We start from the raw sequence: 19,559 nt of genomic DNA, 5'->3' as shown, positions 1-19,559 counted from the left end.
ACGTGCCAGACTCGTTATAAGGTGCGCTCTATTTTGACGTGTGGACATCCCGATGAACGACATTCCTTTCTGGCAAAGCAAAACTCTCGACGACATGACCGACGCGGAGTGGGAATCGTTGTGTGACGGCTGTGGGCAGTGCTGCCTGCATAAGCTGATGGATGAAGATTCGGATGAGATCTATTTCACCAACGTAGCCTGCAAGCAGTTAAACATCAAAACCTGCCAGTGCCGCAACTACGAGCGACGTTTCGACTATGAGCCGGACTGCATCAAGTTAACCCGTGAAAATCTGCCGACCTTTGAGTGGCTGCCGCATACCTGCGCGTATCGCCTGCTGGCGGAAGGTAAAGATCTGCCCACATGGCATCCGCTGTTGACGGGGTCGAAAGCGGCGATGCACGGCGAGCGTATTTCCGTGCGCCACATTGCGGTGAAAGAGTCCGAGGTGCAGGACTGGGAAGACCACATTATGAATCACCCTAATCGGTGATAATAAAAAACCCGCCGAGGCGGGTTTTTTATTGTGCGCAATTTTGTCGGGTGGCGCTGCGCTTACCCGACCTACAAAACTGACGTTGCCGTTTCGCTTTTACCTTCCAAAAAGATCGCGTTTCTTTGGCTTGAACGGCTGGGCAATCAGCACCAGCAGGGCTACCACGAAGTAGGCGACAAAAATGCCCACCAGCCACTGCGGCATCTCCAGCGTCAGAAACTCCCACTGGCGTACAGAGCAGTCACCGGAGGCCACAAACACCTGCGGCAGCCATTTATCCAGCGGCAGCCAGCTCGGGAAGCGGGCGGCAAAGTCGCAGGTCATAAACGGCGACGGGTGAAGCTGCATCTGGGTGTGCTCCCAGGCAAGCGCAATCCCTTTCCCGGCGCTGTACAGCCAGATGGCAATTGCGGCATAGCGTAACGGTGTTTTAGGTGCAATCGCACCTACCAGACCTGCGCCCATAATGCCGAACAGCGCACAACGCTCATAAATACACAGGACGCAAGGTTTCAGCCCCATTACATGCTGAAACCACAGCGCGACCATTTCCAGCGCAAAGGCGGTCAGGGCCATCAACAACCACGCTCCGCGACCGCGTGAGCACTGGTTCAAAAATCGCAACATAATCATTTCCCTGGAACATGCTTAGACAGCGCAGTGTAAACGAATTTTAATGCGCCGCAAGTATACCTGCTTGCAACAACCATTGCGTACAGGGAACGAGAGTAATTTTGATGCACAGCAAACCAACAAGGGTAAGCACCAGCGTGTACGGCAGCGCCATCCAGACCATTCTTCCATAAGAAAGTCGTATGAGTGGCGCCAGCGCCGAGGTCAGCAGGAAGAGGAAGGCCGCCTGACCGTTCGGGGTTGCCACGGAGGGGAGGTTGGTTCCAGTGTTGATCGCCACCGCCAGCAGCTCGAACTGTTCACTGCTGACAATCCCTTGCTCCATCGCGGCTTTGGCCTCATTGATGTATACCGTCCCGACAAAGACGTTATCGGATATAGAAGACAACAGACCGTTAAACAAATAGAACAGCGTTAGCTGCGAATCTGGCGTGGCCTGAAGCACAAACGCGATGATTGGCGCGAACAGATGTTGGTCAATAATCACCGCCACGACGGCGAAAAACACCGCCAGCAGGGCGGTAAACGGCAGCGCTTCGGTAAAGGCTTTTCCGATAGCATGTTCGTCCGTGACGCCGCTCAGGCTGGTTGCAAGAATAATTACCGACAGACCAATCAGCCCCACCTCGGCAAGGTGGAAGGCCAGCGCAGCGATAAGCCACACGCCGATGATGCCCTGTGCAATCAGGCGCAGCGTCTCCTGGCGCGTGCGTTGTTTGCGGCTCTGCTCGTCAAACTTATGCAGCTCCTGACGGACCTGATCGGGCAACTTCGCGCCATACCCAAAAAGGTTGAATTTTTCGACCAGCACGCAGGTCGCTAAGCCGCAGATCAGAACGGGCACGCTGACCGGCGCCATGCGCAGGAAAAATTCGCCAAAATGCCACTCAGCCGCTTTGGCGATAATCAGGTTTTGCGGCTCTCCGACCATTGTCATCACGCCCCCCAGCGCCGTCCCCACGCCCGCATGCATCATCAGGCTGCGCAGAAACGCGCGGAACTGCTCGAGCACATCGCGGTTGTGCGCCTCAACGTGGCTGTCGTCCTGTAAGTTATCGCCAGGACGAGACGAGGCGACCCGGTGGTAAATACCGTAAAAGCCGACGGCGACGCTGATCACCACAGCCACAACCGTCAGCGCATCCAGGAAGGCAGAGAGGAAAGCCGCGGCGAGGCAAAACGCCAGCGAGAGCAGCGTTTTCGACGGAATGCTCAGCAGCAGACGGGTGAAGATAAACAGCAGAAGCTGCTTCATAAAGTAGATCCCCGCCACCATGAAGATCAGCAGTAGCAGGACTTCAAGATTCGACGCAATCTCGTTTTTAACATGCTCCGCGCTGGTCATTCCAATGACCACGGCTTCCAGCGCCAGCAGCCCGCCGGGCAGCAGCGGATAGCACTTCAATGCCATCGCCAGGGTAAAGATAAACTCGGCGACCAACATCCACCCGGCAACGAAGGGATCCAGCAAAAAGATAACAGGATTAACGACCAGGAATACCAGTAGAGTGAGTTTGTACCAGCCAGGTGACTGACCTAAAAAGTTGCGCCACAGCGCGCGCCCAAATGAAATTTCCACGACAGACGTCCTTTCCCCGTCAAATAAGACAAGACATCAGTATACGCAAAAACGGCGGCGGAGAGGGGGATAAAGCCATTTTGTAAATTTCATAAAAATGAAACGGCGATCCCTCTTTTCTGTCTCTGCTGCGCTATCTGCCTCTGCGCGCCTCTGGTATGATGAGTGCAATTTGCTAAAGCTGTGTAATGGAAATCTCACTATGGTCATTAAGGCGCAGAGCCCGGCGGGTTTCGCGGAAGAGTACATCATTGAAAGCATCTGGAATAATCGTTTCCCTGCGGGATCAATTCTACCTGCTGAACGCGAACTCTCTGAACTGATTGGCGTCACCCGTACCACGCTGCGAGAAGTGCTCCAGCGTCTGGCGCGCGATGGCTGGTTGACGATACAGCATGGCAAACCCACTAAGGTGAATAACTTCTGGGAAACGTCCGGGCTGAATATTCTGGAAACGCTGGCGCGTCTCGATCACGAAAGCGTACCGCAGCTGATTGACAATCTGCTTTCGGTGCGCACCAACATCGCTACCATTTTCATCCGCACCGCGTTTCGTCAGCATCCTGAAGATGCGCTGAAGGTGCTTGCCACAGCCAATGAGGTGGAAGACCACGCGGACGCCTTTGCGACCCTCGACTACAACGTGTTCCGCGGTCTGGCGTTTGCTTCCGGCAATCCGGTTTACGGTCTGATCCTGAATGGAATGAAAGGGTTATATACACGCATTGGTCGTCACTACTTTGCCAACCCTGAAGCCCGCAGCCTGGCGCTCGGCTTCTACCATAAACTGAGCAAGCTCTGCACCGAAGGGCTGCACGATCAGGTCTATGAAACGGTGCGTCGTTATGGCCACGACTCCGGTGAAATCTGGCACCGAATGCAGAAAACCCTGCCGGGTGATTTAGCGATTCAGAGTCGCTGAAATAAAAAACCTCTCGATTGAGAGGTTTTTTTCGCCCGGTGGCGGCTTCGCCTGACCCGGCCTACAGGTCCCGTAGGCCCGGTAAGCGTAGCGCCACCGGGCAAAAAATCCCACTACAGCGTATTCAACCGCGCCGGACACCGCTCCAGCAGCTCCACGCTGCCATCTTCATTCTGCTGCTCCAGCGACACGTCAAATCCCCACAGGCGATGCACATGCTTCAGCACTTCCTTACGCCCCTTATCCAGCGGCGCGCGGTTGTGAGGGATATAGCGCAGCGTCAAAGAGCGGTCACCGCGCAGATCCACATTCCAGACCTGAATGTTCGGTTCAAGATTGCTCAGGTTGTACTGAGACGACAGGCGCGAGCGGATCTCACGATAGCCCTCTTCGTTGTGGATCGCAGAGATCTCCAGGTAGTTGTTGCGGTCATCATCCAGTACGGTGAAGAAGCGGAAATCACGCATGATCTTCGGCGACATGAACTGGCTGATAAAGCTCTCATCCTTAAAATCACGCATCGCGAAGTGCAGCGTTTCCAGCCAGTCAGAACCGGCAATATCCGGGAACCAGTATTTGTCCTCTTCGGTGGGCGACTGGCAGATACGCTTGATATCCTGGAACATGGCAAAGCCGAGTGCGTACGGGTTAATGCCGCTGTACCACGGGCTGTTATACGCTGGCTGGAATACCACGTTGGTGTGGCTGTGCAGAAACTCCATCATAAACCGCTCGGTGACTTTTCCTTCGTCATACAGGTGGTTAAGAATGGTGTAGTGCCAGAAGGTCGCCCAGCCTTCGTTCATCACCTGGGTCTGCTTCTGAGGATAGAAATACTGGCTCACCTTGCGCACGATGCGCAAGATCTCACGCTGCCACGGCTCCAGCAGTGGGGCGTTCTTCTCCATAAAGTAGAGCAGGTTTTCCTGCGGCTCGGAAGGGTAACGACGCGCCTCGGCGACGGTTTTCTCCTCCTCACGTTTCGGCAGGGTGCGCCACAGCATATTCACCTGGCTTTGCAGATACTCCTCGCGGCTCTTCTGCCGGGCTTTCTCTTCCTGCAATGAGATCTTCTGCGGACGCTTATAGCGGTCAACGCCGTAATTCATCAGCGCGTGGCAGGAGTCCAGCAGCTTCTCTACCTCGTCCACGCCGTAGCGCTCTTCGCAGTCGGTAATGTATTTGCGGGCGAAGATCAGGTAATCGACGATGGAGCTGGCGTCCGTCCAGCTGCGGAACAGATAGTTATTTTTGAAGAACGAGTTATGTCCATAGCAGGCGTGCGCCATCACCAGCGCCTGCATGGTAATGGTGTTCTCCTCCATCAGATAGGCAATACACGGGTTAGAGTTAATAACGATTTCATACGCCAGCCCCTGCTGTCCGTGCTTATACAGTCGCTCCGTTTCAATGAATTTTTTACCAAACGACCAGTGCGGATAGTTAATCGGCATCCCGACGCTGGAGTAAGCGTCCATCATCTGTTCCGAGGTGATGACTTCAATCTGATGGGGATAGGTGTCCAGACGATAGAGTTTGGCCACCCGGTCGATCTCCGCCAGGTAGACATCCAGCAACTCGAAGGTCCAGTCGGGTCCATCGCTCAGACGGGTGCTGTCCCTTGACATGGAATCTAGTGTAGCCATTAGCGCGCCCTCGTTGTTGGTCGCTCTCTCTGACTGGAGAGCCTCCTTTCAAGCATAGATCACCCCATTCAAATACGCGGGGCGCAGAAATTTTTTCTTTGCGATTTCCCGTTTTCGATACGGCAAAAAAAGCGGTGCTCGCAGAATTTTCTACTGGTTAAAAATAACGCGCAGCAGGAGATCCCAAATAAGCGCCATCCCCTGATACAGCGGTATATGTGAGTTGAGTCACCATAAAAAAGTCATATGTTGAATAATATTTTCAGCTAGGTTATCAATCTGTAATTAGATGATTGTTCTTTTGCTCATAATGGAGTGGCTATGCGTGTTGTCATACTGGGAAGTGGTGTCGTTGGCGTAACCAGCGCCTGGTATTTAAGTCAGGCGGGACATGAGGTTACCGTTATCGATCGCGAATCCGGTCCGGCGCTGGAAACCAGTGCGGCGAATGCGGGGCAGATCTCCCCGGGCTACGCTGCGCCGTGGGCGGCCCCGGGCGTTCCGCTGAAGGCGATCAAATGGATGTTTCAGCGACATGCGCCGCTGGCGATAAGCCTTGACGGCACGCAGTTCCAGCTTAAGTGGATGTGGCAGATGCTGCGCAACTGCGACACCCGCCACTACATGGAAAACAAAGGGCGCATGGTGCGCCTCGCAGAATACAGCCGCGATTGCCTGAAAGCGCTGCGTTCCTCAACGGGGATCGAATATGAAGGGCGCCAGGGCGGCACACTTCAGCTGTTCCGTACCGCGCAACAGTACGAAAACGCGACCCGCGATATCGCCGTGCTTGAAGATGCGGGCGTACCCTATCAGCTGCTGGAAGCCAGCCAACTTGCCCAGGTGGAGCCAGCACTTGCCGAGGTCGCGCACAAGCTGACGGGCGGCCTGCGTTTACCGAACGATGAAACCGGCGACTGCCAGCTTTTCACCCAGCGTCTGGCGCGCATGTGTGAGCAGGCCGGGGTGAAATTCCGCTTCAACACCTCTGTCGACAAGCTGCTGTCGGAAGGGGAGAAGATTTACGGCGTGAAGTGTGGAGAAGAGGTGATCAAAGCCGATGCTTACGTGATGGCGTTCGGATCCTATTCTACCGCGATGCTGAAAGGGATCCTGGATATCCCGGTCTATCCGCTGAAAGGCTACTCCCTGACCATTCCCGTGAAAGAGGACAGCGGCGCGCCGGTATCAACTATTCTTGATGAAACCTACAAAATCGCCATCACCCGCTTCGATAACCGGATTCGCGTCGGGGGCATGGCGGAAATCGTGGGCTTCAATACCGAACTGCTCAAACCACGTCGTGAAACGCTGGAGATGGTCGTCGGCGATCTCTTCCCGCGCGGCGGTTTCATTGAGCAGGCGACGTTCTGGACCGGCCTGCGTCCAATGACCCCGGACGGCACGCCGATTGTGGGCCGTACGCCATACAAAAATCTGTGGACAAATACCGGCCACGGTACGCTTGGCTGGACCATGGCCTGCGGTTCGGGCCAGCTGCTTAGCGACCTGATTTCCGGGCGGACGCCAGCAATTCCGTTTGACGATTTAAGCGCCGCACGCTATCAATCAGGGTTTACCCCCTCGCGTCCACAACACCTGCACGGCGCGCATAATTAAGGAGTCGTCATGTCCCGTCCCATTCTGGCCCAGCTGGATTTGCAGGCGCTGAAGGATAACCTGCAAATTGTTCGTCGTGCTGCGCCGGGTTCTCGTGTCTGGTCGGTGGTGAAAGCCAACGCCTACGGTCATGGTATCGACCGTATCTGGAGTGCGCTCGGCGCCACCGACGGTTTTGCCTTGCTGAATCTGGAAGAGGCCATCCTGCTGCGTGAGCGCGGCTGGAAAGGACCGATCCTGCTGCTGGAAGGATTCTTCCATGCGCAAGATCTGCCTCTGCTGGATAAGTACCGCCTGACGACCAGCGTTCACAGTAACTGGCAGATCAAGGCCATTCAGGACGCGAAGCTGCATGCCCCGCTGGATATCTATCTCAAAGTGAACAGCGGTATGAATCGTCTGGGCTTCCAGCCTGAACGTGTGCACACGGTCTGGCAGCAGCTTCGTGCGCTGAAAAACGTCGGTGAGATGACGCTGATGGCGCATTTTGCCGATGCGGAAAAGCCGGACGGCATTGCCGATGCTATGGTCCGCATTGAGCAGGCGGCAGAAGGGCTGGACTGTCCGCGCTCGCTGTCGAACTCAGCGGCAACGCTCTGGCATCCCGAGGCGCATTACAACTGGGTGCGCCCAGGGATCGTTCTGTACGGCGCGTCACCCTCAGGTCAGTGGCAGGATATCGCCAACAGCGGCCTGAAGCCGGTGATGACGTTACGAAGCGAAATTATCGGCGTGCAAACCCTGAAAGCGGGCGATACGGTGGGCTATGGCAGCCGCTATCGGGCAGCGGGCGAACAGCGTATCGGTATCGTGGCGGGGGGCTATGCAGATGGTTATCCGCGCATCGCCCCGAGCGGCACGCCGGTGTGGGTCGATGGCGTGCGTACGGGCACGGTAGGCACCGTCTCAATGGACATGTTGGCTATTGATTTGACGCCATGTCCTCAGGCGGGGATCGGCTCACCGGTTGAGCTGTGGGGCAACGAGGTTAAAATTGATGATGTGGCCGCTGCGGCGGGCACTGTCGGGTATGAACTGATGTGCGCGCTGGCGTCAAGAGTGCCTGTTGTGACGGTGTAACATGTGTGTGCCGGGTGGCGGCTTCGCCTTACCCGGCCTACAAAAGCCCGAACGTAGGCCGGGTAAGCGTTAGCGCCACCCGGCAAAAAAGCAGCTACTCCTCCTCCTCCTCCATCGGCCTTACGCCGACTTTGCGCACCGCGTTATCCTCTTTCTCGGCCACCGTCCAGACCATCCCGGCAAACTCCACCTGGTCACCGACGACCGGTGCAGCCCCTAATAATTGCTGAATAATCTCGCCCAGTGTTTGCTGGTTATCGCGATTCTCCATTCCTCCCTCCAGCCCATAAATCAGCGCCACATCCGCAAAGCGGGCGCTGGCTTCGAGGATAAAATCGCCGAAGAAACGCTGATCCAGCGCCACCGGGGGCGACTGGCTGAACAGCTTGCCAAGGGCAGGCAGGTCGCGCTCGCGGCCAATCACGCAGAGGATATCGTTCTCTCGCAGCCGCGTGCTGCCGGTCGGGTGAAGCAGGGCGTTATCCCGGAACAGGGCGGCAATACGCGTTTCAGCGGGCATATGCAGATCGCGTAGCGAAGCACCCACGCACCACTTATCGGCGCTTAGCTGATAGACAAACTGTTCCCACGGGTTGTCTGGGTGAATATCCAGCCCCACGCGGGAGACCGGCCAGCCAACGGGCGGTACCACCACTTTGGCTTTTTTCGCCGCCCAGCCCAGCGACGTCCCCTGGAACAGCAGCGATACCAGCACCACAAAGAAGGCGACGTTGAAGAACAGACGAGCGTTGTCCAGCCCGGCCATCATCGGGAAAACCGCCAGGATAATCGGCACCGCGCCGCGCAGCCCCACCCAACTGATAAATATCCGCTCACGCAGGTTAAACCCGCGGAACGGCAGCAGCCCGGCAAACACCGACAGCGGACGGGCGAAGAAGATCATCCAGGCCGACAAAAGCAGCGCTGGCACGACGATAGGCAGCAGGTCGGAAGGCGTCACCAGCAGGCCCAGCACCAGGAACATGGCGATCTGTGCCAGCCAGGCCAGCCCGTCAAAGTTTTGCAGTATCGCATAACGGTTACGAATCGGTCGGTTGCCCAGCAGGAATCCACAGAGGTAAACCGCCAGAATACCGCTGCCGTCCAGCGCGGTGGTGACGGCAAAGATCAGGATCCCGCCGCTCAGGGCCAGCAGCGGGTAAAGGCCGGAAGGCAGCGTAATACGGTTGATTGTCTGCTGTAACAGGTAACCGCCGCCGAGACCAATGATAATCCCGAGGCCAAACTGCTGGAGGATGTGCCAGGCGAACATCCAGCTCAGGCCAGTTTCGTGCTGCTGGATCATCTCAATCAGGGTGATGGTCAGGAACACCGCCATCGGATCGTTGCTGCCGGATTCAATCTCAAGCGTGGAGCCAACGCGCTCGTTCAGCCCCTTGCCGCCGAGCAGCGAGAACACCGCCGCCGCATCGGTAGAGCCGACAATCGCGCCAATAAGCAGGCCTTCCATCATATCGAGGTTAAACAGCCAGGCTGCCATCATACCGGTCAGGCCGGAGGTGATTAGCACGCCGACGGTAGCCAGAGACAGCGCCGGGCCTAAGGCAACGCGAAACGAACTTGCCTGGGTGCGCATGCCGCCGTCCAGCAAGATCACCGCCAGCGCGAGGTTACTTACCATATAGGCGAAAGGGTAATTATCGAAGGGGATACCGCCGATTCCGTCAACCCCCGCCAGCATGCCGATAGCCAGGAAAATGACAAGAATAGGTATGCCAAGGCGCGATGAAAATGAACTTAATAAAATGCTGAAGGTTACCAGGATGGAACCCAGAATGAAAAGACTGATTATCGCTGTGGCACTCAATGTCGTCTTACTCCCACCTCAATGTGAACGCTGTTATTAAAACCCTAACATATTAACAACTGTATCTGCGTTTTATTGAGGGGGAATAACGGCTTTTTTATGCCTTTAAGACCGGATGACCGCTGATTGTTAACCGACTGCCTGAATTACCGTGTGCAAGGTGCGCCCGGGCACCCAGTGGCAAGGTAATGGTTTGCTGCTCATGGCCGAAATTCAGACCGGCGATCACCGGAATATCCAGCCGGGAACGAATGAAATCGACCATCGTCTCCAGCGTGTAGCCCGCGTCGTAATCGTTGGGGGCTGACCCGCTGAAACTGCCCAGCACAATGGCCGACTGCCGATCCAGGATCCCGGCGTGATAAAGCTGTAACAGCATGCGTTCGACGCGGAACGGGTGTTCGTTGATATCTTCCAGCACCAGAATGCCGTCCTCGATCTGCGGCAGCCACGGTGTCCCAATCAGCGATACCAGCATCGCGAGGTTTCCGCCCCACAGCTGCCCTTCACATTCCCAGTGCGGTCCGTTGCCTTGCCACTCGACGGTAAACGTCGGGTTTTGCAGGGCGCGCCAGAAATGGTCCTGCGTAAACGCATCCAGCTCCGGCGCACCAAAGTTGCCGGCCAGCATCGGGCCGCTAAAGGTAATGACGTTATGCAACGCCAGCAGGCCGAGCTGGATCGCCGTGAAATCGCTGTGTCCGCAGATTAACAGCGGATCCTGCTGCTGGCGTGCGGCCAGCCCGGCCCAGTCGATGCTCTCCAGCAGTCGGCTTGCGCCATAGCCGCCGCGCACGGCCAGCACAATAGTGTTTTCACCTTCCAGCGTCGCCAGGCTGTTGATATCGCTCAGTCTCTGCGCCTCCGTACCGGCAAAACGCTGCATGCGGCGGGGGATAATTGTCTGATTTTCTACCTGATGGCCCATTTCCAGCAGGCGCTGAACGCCCCGCTGTGCCGCCTCCTGGTTGATGCAGTAGCCCGACGGTGCGATGAGATGAAACTGAGGCATGGCAATTCCTTGCTGAATGAGAATCTAATTGTCTATATCATGCCGCTTATACGCCGCCTGCTTCAAGGGGCGACGTACCGCGATGACCGGCTATAAGGATAGATGACGTGAAATTGAGATGGTTTGCTTTTTTGATTGTGTTGCTCGCTGGCTGTAGTTCAAAACATGATTATAAAAATCCCCCCTGGAATCCTGAAGTCCCGGTAAAGCGGGCCATGCAGTGGATGCCGATCAGCGAACAAGCCGGGAAGGCCTGGGGCGTGAGCCCGCGCCTGATCACCGCGATCATCGCCGTGGAGTCCGGCGGTAACCCGACGCTGGTGAGTAAATCGAATGCGGTGGGGCTGATGCAGTTAAAAGCCTCTACGGCGGGAAGAGAGGTCTATCGCTACATGGGCTGGAAGGGACAGCCATCCACCAGCGAGCTGAAAAACCCGGAACGTAATATCTCTATGGGAACCGCTTACCTGAGCATTCTGGAGCATGGCATTCTGAAGGGGATTGACGATCCGGAAGTGATGCAATATGCGCTGGTGGTGTCGTACGTTAACGGAGCTGGTGCGCTGCTCCGAACCTTCTCATCCGATCGCAAAGAGGCGATAGAAGAGATTAACGATATGGATAAAGATGAATTCTTCGAACACGTTGTGAAGAATCATCCGTCAGCACAGGCTCCACGTTATATCTGGAAAGTACAGAAAGCAATGGACGCCATGTAACGTCTTTGTCGGGCGGCAGCACGCTGCCCGACGCCTTTCAGCGCACTTTATTCGCGCGTTCCCGCGCTTCACGCTCCAGTGAAAAAATGATGCGCTGTAGTTCGCGCTCGGCGCCTGGACCGACATTCAGAAAGCGAAAACTCAGTCGCGGCGTGGTAATGGTTTCGTTTTTGCCGTCCACCACCTTGCGCTCGCTGATGGCAATCAGCTGGGCGTCAAACCAGAAGCGTCCCCATCCGCCCATATCCAGCTCGATCTGACTAAAACGCATACCTTCCACCAGCCCCTCCGGCTTCGGCATATCCATCAACGCTCCCATGCCGCCCAGCGACAGGTCGAAGAGACGAAAGCGGATCTCTTTTTTGTCCGGCATTTTCGCCTTACAGAAGTAGGCCGGGTGAAGCGGGGCGCTGATGCGAAAATACTCGCGGCGCTGCACGAACCAGAGATTAGCGGGCAGGGGGGTGATAAACGCAGGCAAACCCTGGTACACGATCGTGGTCAGGCGAGGCAGTATAAACTCGACTTTAGCCCCCTGCGTTTCGGCCATCACCGAGAGGTTTTCTGCCTGTAGCGCGGCACGGTTTTCATCGCTCTGGCTACCCAGATCCACGATCAGGTGTTCTGCCGTCACGTCCAGGATCTTGCTGATAAACTGGCTGGTTGACCAGTTGATGCGCAGCGGCACCTCGCCCTTTTTCAGGTCGCGTAACACCCCTAATACAGCCAGCGGATTTTGTTTCAGGAACTGCTCACTGTAGCTACTCACGCCAGATGGCTCCTCGATAGATGACAGACTGTCTCTGGGTTATCGGCACGCTGGCATGAAACTTAATACAAACGATCTGTTTTTCTCCGCTGATATTGATTCGGTAATAAAAATGATAATAATTGTCGTTCCCAATATCATCTAATAATAAGACGACACTATGAGCACCTCACGTTTTGCGTTATGCGCGTTGGCAGGCGCCGTTACGCTGGCATTGCAGACACAGGCTTTCGCAGAAGAACCCACCATCGTGGTAACCGGTACAGAGCAGGGCAGCGCGCTCCCTGCCTGGACCAATAGCGCCACGAAATCAGCCGTCGCGGAAAGTAAAACGCCGCAGGTGATCAACACCATCGCCGCTAAAGAGATTGAGCAGCGGCACGCCAGTTCGGTAAACGAAATCCTGCGCTATGCGCCGGGCGTTTCCACGGAGGTGCGCGGGAGCACCTCTTACATGAGCGAGTACAAAATCCGCGGGTTCAACGTCGATCAGGAGTTCTACAACGGCCTGCAACTTCCCTATAACGTCACCGGGAACACCAAAGCGCGAATCGATCCGCTGCTGATTGAGAGCGTCGATATCCTGAAGGGGCCGTCATCCGTGCTGTATGGCGGCGGCTCCCCGGGCGGGCTGGTCAATATTCAGAGTAAAAAGCCGCAGAAAGAGGCGAAAACGGAACTGGGCTTTAATACTGGAAACCGCAAACTGAAAGAGGGGTACCTGGATTCCACGGGGCAGATCGCGAACAGCGACTGGAACTATCGTCTGCTGGGCAAAGCGACGGAAAGTGACGAACAGGCGCACACCACGCGCTATGAAAACTATCTGGTGGCCCCCTCCGTGACCTGGCAGCCGGATGACAAAACGCGCCTGACCATTGACGCGCTGGCGCAAAATACGCCGAGCCTGACGCCGTCTGATCCGATGCCGCTAAGCTATCTGCGGTCTAAATACGCCGATCGTCGTGACTATGCCGGGGATGAGTGGAGCGGCTTCAAACAGCGCCAGTGGATGCTGGGCTACAGCTTTGAGCATGAGTTTGACAGTGGCTGGGGCTTTAACCAGAAAGCGCGCTACTTTGACGTGGATACCCACCAGCGCAGCGCCTATTCCACCGGGACGGGCAGCGAGGTCTTCCAGCTTAACCGCTTCGCCTATACCACGGATGAAGATTTGCAGAGCTTCAACATTGATAACCAGGTTACCCGAACCGTCGCGCTGGGGGACTGGCAACATCATCTGCTGGCGGGCTTTGACTACCAGAAGCTGAACTCTCACTTCCATTATCGTTACGCCTCGTCCACACCGGGTATCGATATGCGCAATCCGGATCACTCGCAGATCGATAACGATGCGCTGGGGCTTGAAACAGCGCAGAAAAACCGTCTCGGCTATCAGCAGAATGGCTATTACCTTCAGGATCAGATTGCGTTTGGCGGGCTTAACGTGCTGGCCAGCCTGCGCTTTGACGACTACCGTTCCGTCACCACCAACTATCTGCAAAACGGTGACAAAGCCTGGGTATCGCAGGATCGCCTCACCAAACGACTGGGGGCGCTTTATGCCTTCGACAATGGTCTCTCGCCGTTTATCAGCTATTCGGAAGGTTTCGCACCGGTATCGCCGCAGGGTACGCTGACCGCGAAAGACGTTAAGCCCACCACCAGTAAGCAGGTGGAGGGTGGGGTGAAATATCTGCTGGCGGAATATGCAACTACCTTCACCGCCTCGGTGTTTAACATTCGTCAGAAAAATGTGGTGACCAGCGATCCGGGCTTCCTCAACTACCGACAGACCGGGGAAGTGGAATCGAAAGGCGCGGAGCTTTCCGCTATTAGTCGTCCAACGGATAACCTGACGCTGATTGCTAATTATGCCTACACCCACGCCATCAATACCGAAGATGACAAGTACCAGGGCAAACGACCGACGCAGGTCCCTGAGAACGCCTTTAATCTGTGGGGAGATTACACCTTTGACAGCACGCCGCTGAGAGGGTTAACGCTGGGGGCTGGTGCACGCTACACCGGGCCGATGGAGATCTCGCCAGCCAATGATGCAGGCAAGCTGGGCGGTACGACGCAGTACGATCTGGCGGCATCTTACCGCATGGGCGAACTGGCGCCATCGCTGGAGGGGCTGACGCTGAAAGCGAGCGCGCAGAACGTCACCAACAAAGAGACGCTCACCTGCTATGACGCGACCAACTGCTGGATAGGCCGCGACCGCACCTTCCAGGTCGGGGCGAACTACAGCTTCTGAAAAAAGCCCGGTGGCGCTACCGCACTGAACAGTCCCCTCGCCCCTTTGGGGAGAGGGTTAGGGTGAGGGGAACATACGGCTGTGGTGGTCATTCCGTTCACTTTATGTTCCCTGCTACTCTGTAACGACATGATCGGTGAACGTGCCAGGGTGGCTCAGTCGCCACCACCCTGGCGACCCGGGCTCCCGGCGGTAAATCGCCGCTTCGCGGTGCCCTCGGCTTATTCCTTCCGGCTTATCGGGTACGGGCGGAGGTACCGTCCCTGTAAAGCCCGCCCTCTCGGCGCATCCCTGCGCCTCGCCCCGGCCTTCAGGAAACGCCTCAGCGATTTACAGCCGGACCAGGTCATCGCTGAAAGCTCTCAGTTATTCTGAAGGCAGCGTTATCGCTTCTGCTTTGAAATCACTGGGGAACCCTCGCCCCTTTGGGGAGAGGGTTAGGGTGAGGGGCGCTACTGCGCCGCCTGTTTAGCAGGTGCAACATCATCGTTTGCCGCAAACTGATTCTCCGGTACGCTGTCGCACGGCTTCTCTTTCGGGCAGACCATGTCCAGCATCCTGAGCGTCACACCGTTACTCCAGCCGAAACCGTCCTGCAACGGATACTCACCGCCGCCACCGCCGGTACCGGTCGAAGAGACATCGTACTTCTCAACCAGTTTCTTCTCGCGATCGTAAGTATGCTGAACGTTTTTCAGGAAACGCCAGGTCACGTCCATCGCCACTTTCTGCTGACCATAGTTCTGCAACCCTTCCACCGCTACCCACTGCAACGGCGCCCAGCCGTTCGGCGCATCCCACTGCTGCCCGCTGTTGATGGTGGTGGTAGAAATACCGCCCGGTTTCAGCAGGCGCGACGATGCGGCTGCGGCCACTTTATTGGCGCGATCCTGTGATGCGGCCTTCACATACAGTGGGAAGAGGGCCGCGGCAGTCAGCTGATTACGCACCTTCCTGGTTTTCAGATCGTAATCCGCATACCAGCCCTCTTTATCGTTCCACAGGTGGCTCTCCATGGCTTTCTGACGTGCGGTGGCCAGCGCGTCATATTTACTTGCGCTTGCGGTATCCCCGTCTTCCTGGCTGGCACGGGCCAGCAGTTTTTCCATCTTAAACATCAACGCATTCAGATCCACCGGCACGATGCTGGTGGTGCGGATGGTACCCAGCTTCTGGGGATCGTCCATCCAGCGGGAGCTGAAATCCCAGCCCGAGGCCGCGGCAGAGCGCAGATCACGGTAAATCTCGGTGGCCGGACGGTTAGGGTTATTTTTGGCGGTAGTCACGTCATCCAGCCACGACTCAGGGCGTGGCGTGTCCAGATCGTCCCAGTAGCGGTTGAGGAGGGAGCCGTCATCCAGCTTCACCACGCGTTTGTTTGCCTGACCAGGCTGGAGCCCATCAGCCCCCTCCATCCAGTAGGCATACTCCTTCTCCATCTGCGGACGGTATTTCTTCAGTGCGTCGCTGTCATGCGTGGCCAACAGTTCCACCATCAAAGAAAAGAACGGTGGCTGAGAGCGGCTCAGGTAGTAGCTGCGGTTACCGTTAGGGATATGGCCCCAGGTATCAAGCTCGTATGCGAAGTTGTCCACCATGTCGCCGATCTTATCCCAGTGGCCGCTCTCGGCCAGCCCCAGCATGGTGAAATAGCTGTCCCAGTAATAGACTTCGCGGAAGCGTCCTCCCGGCACGACATAGGGTTTTGGCAGAGGCAGGAGGGAGTCCCATTTGTTCGCTTTGTCGGTGGTGCGGGTCAGCACAGGCCACAGATCGTCTATGTGTTCGCGCAGGCTCTGGCCCTCAGGGGGAACATATTTCTCACCCTCCTTCGGCAGGATAAAATTCATCTCCACGAAGTGACGCAGGTCAAAACCGGACTGGGTATGCTGCATCCGGTAATCCGCCAGGATCATCAGCGGGTCGCTTTTGGGAACGGCATCCGCGAAGGTTTTCTGATCCGGGAACAGTTTGGCGCTCTGAACGTCATTAAAGAGGGGGCCAAGAAGAATATCAGGTGAGCTTTGCTGGCTCGTTGGCTGGTCTTCAGCATAACCAAATGCGGTAACACCGAGTAGTGCGCCTGCCAACGCAAGGGGTAAAAAAGCGGGGCGTCGTGCGCGAGGTCTTATCATCGGTTCGTCTCCTGTCTTCGCTGAGCAGCGTGACCGCTGTTGTCAATTACCTGAAAACCTTAGACGAATATCGATAACTTCGCGTGTTGAATGTCCCATTTTTCGCATAACCAGAAAATTCGGGTGCGCTTTCACTACACCAGGGTTGGATTACTTAATTTTTAACCACAACACGGAAAGGCCGGGTAAGCTTCACGCCACCCGGCTTAAGCCCTACAACCCTTTTTTATCCATCAGCACCGCCAAATCCACCAGACGGTTTGAGAAGCCCCACTCGTTGTCATACCATGACAGGATCTTCACCATACTCCCGCCAATCACCAGCGTTGAAAGCCCGTCGATAATGGATGAGCGCGGGTCGCCCTGATAATCACTGGAGACAAGCGGTTCATCGCTGTAGCCCAGGATGCCTTTCAGCGGCCCGCTACCGGCAGCCTGACGGAACGCGTCATTCACCTCTTCGGCGGTCACGTTGCGGCTCAGCGTCACCGTCAGATCGACAATCGACACCACTGGCACCGGCACGCGCAGGGAATACCCGGTGAGTTTACCGTCCAGTTCGGGGATTACTTTCCCGAGCGCTTTTGCCGCGCCGCTGGAATAAGGCACAATCGATAATGCTGCCGCACGCGCGCCGCGCAGATCTTTTTCTGGCTGGTCATGCAGCGCCTGGCTGTTGGTGTAGGCAAGCGTGGTGTTCATCAGCCCGTGTTCAATGCCAAACTGCTGGTGCAGCACCTGCGCCGCTGGCGCCAGACCGTTAGTGGTGCAACTCCCGTTACTGACCACAAAATGCTGGGCCGGATCGTACAGCGTGTGGTTCACGCCCATTACCACCGTAAGATCATCATTTTTAGCCGGGGCGGAAATAATGACGCGTTTTGCGCCGCCGCTCGTGATATGCACCGCCGCTTTATCACGTTCGGTGAAGAAACCGGTGGCTTCGATTACCACCTCAACGTCAGCGTCTTTCCACGGAATGTTTGCCGGGTCGCGTTCACTGAATACGGTGATGCGTTGCCCGTCAACCTGTAGCGCGCCGTCCGCCGCTTCCACAGGTACCGGTAGCGTGCCGAGCAGAGAGTCATATTTCAGCAGATGGGCGAGGGTTTTACTGTCCGTCAGATCGTTAATGGCCACAATCTGGAGATCCGGATTGCCCAGCGCCGCGCGCAGGACATTACGTCCGATACGGCCGAAACCGTTAATACCGACCTTAACCATGATGCACTCCTTATCTGTGTTGTCTGGAGTTACTGTAGGTGTCAGGTCGGTTGGCGTAAATGACAAAAAAGGATCAGATTACGCCATTCTGCGGCAGTGGAAGCGCTGGCGATATTCACCCGGCGTGAGATGAAGCTGCTTTTCAAAAACGCGGCGCAGGTTGATGCTGGTCCCAAACCCGCTTTTTTCGGCAATGACCTCAAGCGGATACGGGGTCTGCTCCAGAAGCTGTCGTGCGGCGGCCAGGCGGGCTTCGGTGACATAACGGGCCGGAGGTACACCGACGTCACGCGTGAACACGCGGGTGAAATTGCGCGGACTCATGGCGACCCGTTCGGCCAGCCTTTCGACGCACAAATCTGCGGTGAGGTTTTGCAGGATCCAGCTTTGCAGTTCGCTAACCGGTCCGGTCGCGCCGGACTGCTCCAGATTATAGCGGCTGAACTGTAGCTGGCCGCCAGGCCGACGCAGATACATCACCATATCCTGCGCCACGTTGCGGGCGAGGGTGAATCCGTAATCATCCTCTACCAGCGCCAGCGTCAGATCAAACCCGGAACTGACGCCGCCGGATGTCCAGACGGGACCATCCTGAACATAGAGCGGGCCGCCCTCAACGTTGACCGCAGGATAGCGGGTTTTCAACGTTTCCAGAAGCCGCCAGTGGGTCGTTGCCCGGCGCCCATCGAGCAGTCCGGCCTGTGCCAGCAGCAGGGCCCCGCCGCAGACAGAGGCGACGCGTCCCGCATGCGGCGCGGCCAGGTGCAGCCAGTCCACCACCGCAGTGCTTTCCTGCTCATTCATGCCACGGCCGGTGATGATAATCGTGTCCAGCGGCTCGCGCGGATCCAGCTCCGGCAGGCGATAGTCCGCCAGCAGATTTAAGCCGGACTGGCCATGGATCACCAGGTGAGGCTGGGTAGTGGCAATAATGATGCGGTAGCGGGGCTGCGCCAGACCGTCCGGGTGCAGACGGTTGGCCTGCATCAGAATGTCGGCTATACCGGCGGCTTCAAACAACATGCCACCATCAGGAACAATTATCAGGATCTTCTTCATGTCCTGAAAAGTACCTTTCTTACAATATAAGTCAAGTGGAGGACGTTGACAGTTACCGAGCACGGTTATGGTCAACCCCGATGTCGGCACCGGCACATATTTTGATACCTACTTAACCTGTTTTTACCGCTCGGCCTGTAAGCTATGGTGCGGGAAAGCAAAGAACTCATAACAAATTTTCATCATGTTTGTAATAAATCGTCGGAGTGGTGGAAAGCAAGCAATAGTGTAGTGACGGTAAAATGCCAAATGAAGTTCGCCTGTCGAAAGCAGCGTCTTTATTCATTACCTGGAAAGGGTGGGTTATATTTTGAGCAATGCTTTGGCGAGCAAGAGTGTAGTCAGGCTTAATTATTCATACGGCCCAGACGAAAGAAAATTATCTTAAGAAGGGGGGAGAGCATAAAGTTAATTTGCGGCGTGAAATTAATTTTTTCATCCTTACTGTGTTTTCTTAATTTGATGGGACATCGTCCTGAGTATTGACGATTTGCTATCGATACAACAAATAATTCGTGTGAGATATATTCATATGCAACTGAAAAATTCTCCGTTCTACTAATTATGGTAGTGG

General features: G+C 56.1%; 15 protein-coding genes. 6 read left to right on the top strand and 9 right to left on the bottom strand.

The genetic code is table 11. From position 1 onward, the window contains the following. Window positions 1-52: 52 nt before the first annotated feature. A complete protein-coding gene (locus tag L2Y28_RS12700) occupies window positions 53-493 on the top strand; it encodes a YcgN family cysteine cluster protein (RefSeq protein WP_022648432.1) in 441 nt (146 codons plus the stop codon). Window positions 494-592: 99 nt separating this feature from the next. On the opposite strand, the gene dsbB is transcribed toward L2Y28_RS12700, so the two are convergent. Together dsbB and nhaB are read right to left on the bottom strand one after the other, a co-directional pair. After that, window positions 593-1,123 (bottom strand): disulfide bond formation protein DsbB, encoded by a 531-nt coding sequence (gene dsbB / locus L2Y28_RS12695; RefSeq protein ID WP_032622423.1) that lies wholly within the window; start codon window positions 1,121-1,123, stop codon window positions 593-595. A gap of 46 nt (window positions 1,124-1,169) precedes the next feature. After that, window positions 1,170-2,708 carry a Na(+)/H(+) antiporter NhaB gene (gene nhaB / locus L2Y28_RS12690; protein WP_022648430.1) on the bottom strand — a complete coding sequence of 513 codons (1,539 nt, stop codon included), beginning with the start codon at window positions 2,706-2,708 and terminating at the stop codon, window positions 1,170-1,172. 202 nt (window positions 2,709-2,910) lie between these two features. Here nhaB and fadR point away from each other — a divergent pair, with 202 nt between their 5' ends. Then, window positions 2,911-3,630, top strand: coding sequence for a fatty acid metabolism transcriptional regulator FadR (gene fadR, locus L2Y28_RS12685; protein ID WP_015570315.1), 720 nt, complete (start codon window positions 2,911-2,913; stop codon window positions 3,628-3,630). A gap of 113 nt (window positions 3,631-3,743) precedes the next feature. On the opposite strand, the gene L2Y28_RS12680 is transcribed toward fadR, so the two are convergent. Continuing rightward, window positions 3,744-5,276, bottom strand: a complete 1,533-nt coding sequence (locus tag L2Y28_RS12680) for a SpoVR family protein (RefSeq protein ID WP_022648429.1) — start codon at window positions 5,274-5,276, stop codon at window positions 3,744-3,746. Between the two features lie 321 nt (window positions 5,277-5,597). Here L2Y28_RS12680 and L2Y28_RS12675 point away from each other — a divergent pair, with 321 nt between their 5' ends. Further along, complete coding sequence (locus tag L2Y28_RS12675) at window positions 5,598-6,896, top strand: D-amino acid dehydrogenase (protein WP_022648428.1); 1,299 nt, start codon at window positions 5,598-5,600, stop codon at window positions 6,894-6,896. 9 nt (window positions 6,897-6,905) lie between these two features. Beyond that, window positions 6,906-7,976: a catabolic alanine racemase DadX gene (gene dadX / locus L2Y28_RS12670; RefSeq protein ID WP_022648427.1), complete on the top strand. Its 1,071-nt coding sequence runs from the start codon at window positions 6,906-6,908 to the stop codon at window positions 7,974-7,976. 94 nt (window positions 7,977-8,070) lie between these two features. On the opposite strand, the gene L2Y28_RS12665 is transcribed toward dadX, so the two are convergent. After that, on the bottom strand, window positions 8,071-9,804 hold the full coding sequence (locus L2Y28_RS12665) for a potassium/proton antiporter (protein WP_022648426.1): 1,734 nt from the start codon (window positions 9,802-9,804) through the stop codon (window positions 8,071-8,073). Window positions 9,805-9,901: 97 nt separating this feature from the next. Further along, entirely contained in the window at window positions 9,902-10,816 is a 915-nt protein-coding gene (gene ldcA / locus L2Y28_RS12660; protein WP_022648425.1) for a muramoyltetrapeptide carboxypeptidase, read from the bottom strand. A 107-nt stretch (window positions 10,817-10,923) separates the two neighbouring features. Between ldcA and emtA the strand changes: the two genes are divergently transcribed. Further along, window positions 10,924-11,535: a membrane-bound lytic murein transglycosylase EmtA gene (emtA, locus tag L2Y28_RS12655; RefSeq protein WP_022648424.1), complete on the top strand. Its 612-nt coding sequence runs from the start codon at window positions 10,924-10,926 to the stop codon at window positions 11,533-11,535. 37 nt (window positions 11,536-11,572) lie between these two features. Here the strand turns inward: emtA and L2Y28_RS12650 are convergent, their stop codons facing one another. Then, the gene (locus L2Y28_RS12650) at window positions 11,573-12,304 is read right to left on the bottom strand and encodes a flagellar brake protein (RefSeq protein ID WP_022648423.1); all 732 of its coding nucleotides are present in this window, start codon (window positions 12,302-12,304) and stop codon (window positions 11,573-11,575) included. 160 nt (window positions 12,305-12,464) lie between these two features. On the opposite strand from L2Y28_RS12650, the gene L2Y28_RS12645 reads away from it, so the two are divergent. After that, window positions 12,465-14,567: a TonB-dependent siderophore receptor gene (locus L2Y28_RS12645; protein ID WP_022648422.1), complete on the top strand. Its 2,103-nt coding sequence runs from the start codon at window positions 12,465-12,467 to the stop codon at window positions 14,565-14,567. 452 nt (window positions 14,568-15,019) lie between these two features. Here the strand turns inward: L2Y28_RS12645 and L2Y28_RS12640 are convergent, their stop codons facing one another. From L2Y28_RS12640 to L2Y28_RS12630, 3 genes are all read right to left on the bottom strand, one after another. Next, on the bottom strand, window positions 15,020-16,702 hold the full coding sequence (locus L2Y28_RS12640; protein ID WP_022648421.1) for an alpha,alpha-trehalase: 1,683 nt from the start codon (window positions 16,700-16,702) through the stop codon (window positions 15,020-15,022). A gap of 213 nt (window positions 16,703-16,915) precedes the next feature. Next, window positions 16,916-17,926 carry a type I glyceraldehyde-3-phosphate dehydrogenase gene (gap, locus tag L2Y28_RS12635; RefSeq protein WP_236919551.1) on the bottom strand — a complete coding sequence of 337 codons (1,011 nt, stop codon included), beginning with the start codon at window positions 17,924-17,926 and terminating at the stop codon, window positions 16,916-16,918. Window positions 17,927-18,004: 78 nt separating this feature from the next. Continuing rightward, window positions 18,005-18,985 carry a GlxA family transcriptional regulator gene (locus L2Y28_RS12630; RefSeq protein WP_022648419.1) on the bottom strand — a complete coding sequence of 327 codons (981 nt, stop codon included), beginning with the start codon at window positions 18,983-18,985 and terminating at the stop codon, window positions 18,005-18,007. Between the last annotated feature and the right edge of the window lie 574 nt (window positions 18,986-19,559).

Origin of the sequence: Enterobacter sp. JH25 (assembly GCF_021725435.1) — a bacterium.
Classification (GTDB): domain Bacteria; phylum Pseudomonadota; class Gammaproteobacteria; order Enterobacterales; family Enterobacteriaceae; genus Enterobacter; species Enterobacter intestinihominis.
Note: the sequence above shows the minus strand (reverse complement) of the source record. Positions and strands in the feature narration are given on the sequence as shown.

What these genes read in the sequence shown, in the direction of transcription:
- L2Y28_RS12700 (WP_022648432.1), top strand. Translation starts at nt 53, where the DNA reads ATGAACGACATTCCTTTCTGGCAAAGCAAAACTCTCGACGACATGACC.
- dsbB (WP_032622423.1), bottom strand. Translation starts at nt 1,123, where the DNA reads ATGTTGCGATTTTTGAACCAGTGCTCACGCGGTCGCGGAGCGTGGTTG.
- fadR (WP_015570315.1), top strand. Translation starts at nt 2,911, where the DNA reads ATGGTCATTAAGGCGCAGAGCCCGGCGGGTTTCGCGGAAGAGTACATC.
- L2Y28_RS12680 (WP_022648429.1), bottom strand. Translation starts at nt 5,276, where the DNA reads ATGGCTACACTAGATTCCATGTCAAGGGACAGCACCCGTCTGAGCGAT.
- L2Y28_RS12675 (WP_022648428.1), top strand. Translation starts at nt 5,598, where the DNA reads ATGCGTGTTGTCATACTGGGAAGTGGTGTCGTTGGCGTAACCAGCGCC.
- dadX (WP_022648427.1), top strand. Translation starts at nt 6,906, where the DNA reads ATGTCCCGTCCCATTCTGGCCCAGCTGGATTTGCAGGCGCTGAAGGAT.
- ldcA (WP_022648425.1), bottom strand. Translation starts at nt 10,816, where the DNA reads ATGCCTCAGTTTCATCTCATCGCACCGTCGGGCTACTGCATCAACCAG.
- L2Y28_RS12645 (WP_022648422.1), top strand. Translation starts at nt 12,465, where the DNA reads ATGAGCACCTCACGTTTTGCGTTATGCGCGTTGGCAGGCGCCGTTACG.
- L2Y28_RS12640 (WP_022648421.1), bottom strand. Translation starts at nt 16,702, where the DNA reads ATGATAAGACCTCGCGCACGACGCCCCGCTTTTTTACCCCTTGCGTTG.
- gap (WP_236919551.1), bottom strand. Translation starts at nt 17,926, where the DNA reads ATGGTTAAGGTCGGTATTAACGGTTTCGGCCGTATCGGACGTAATGTC.
- L2Y28_RS12630 (WP_022648419.1), bottom strand. Translation starts at nt 18,985, where the DNA reads ATGAAGAAGATCCTGATAATTGTTCCTGATGGTGGCATGTTGTTTGAA.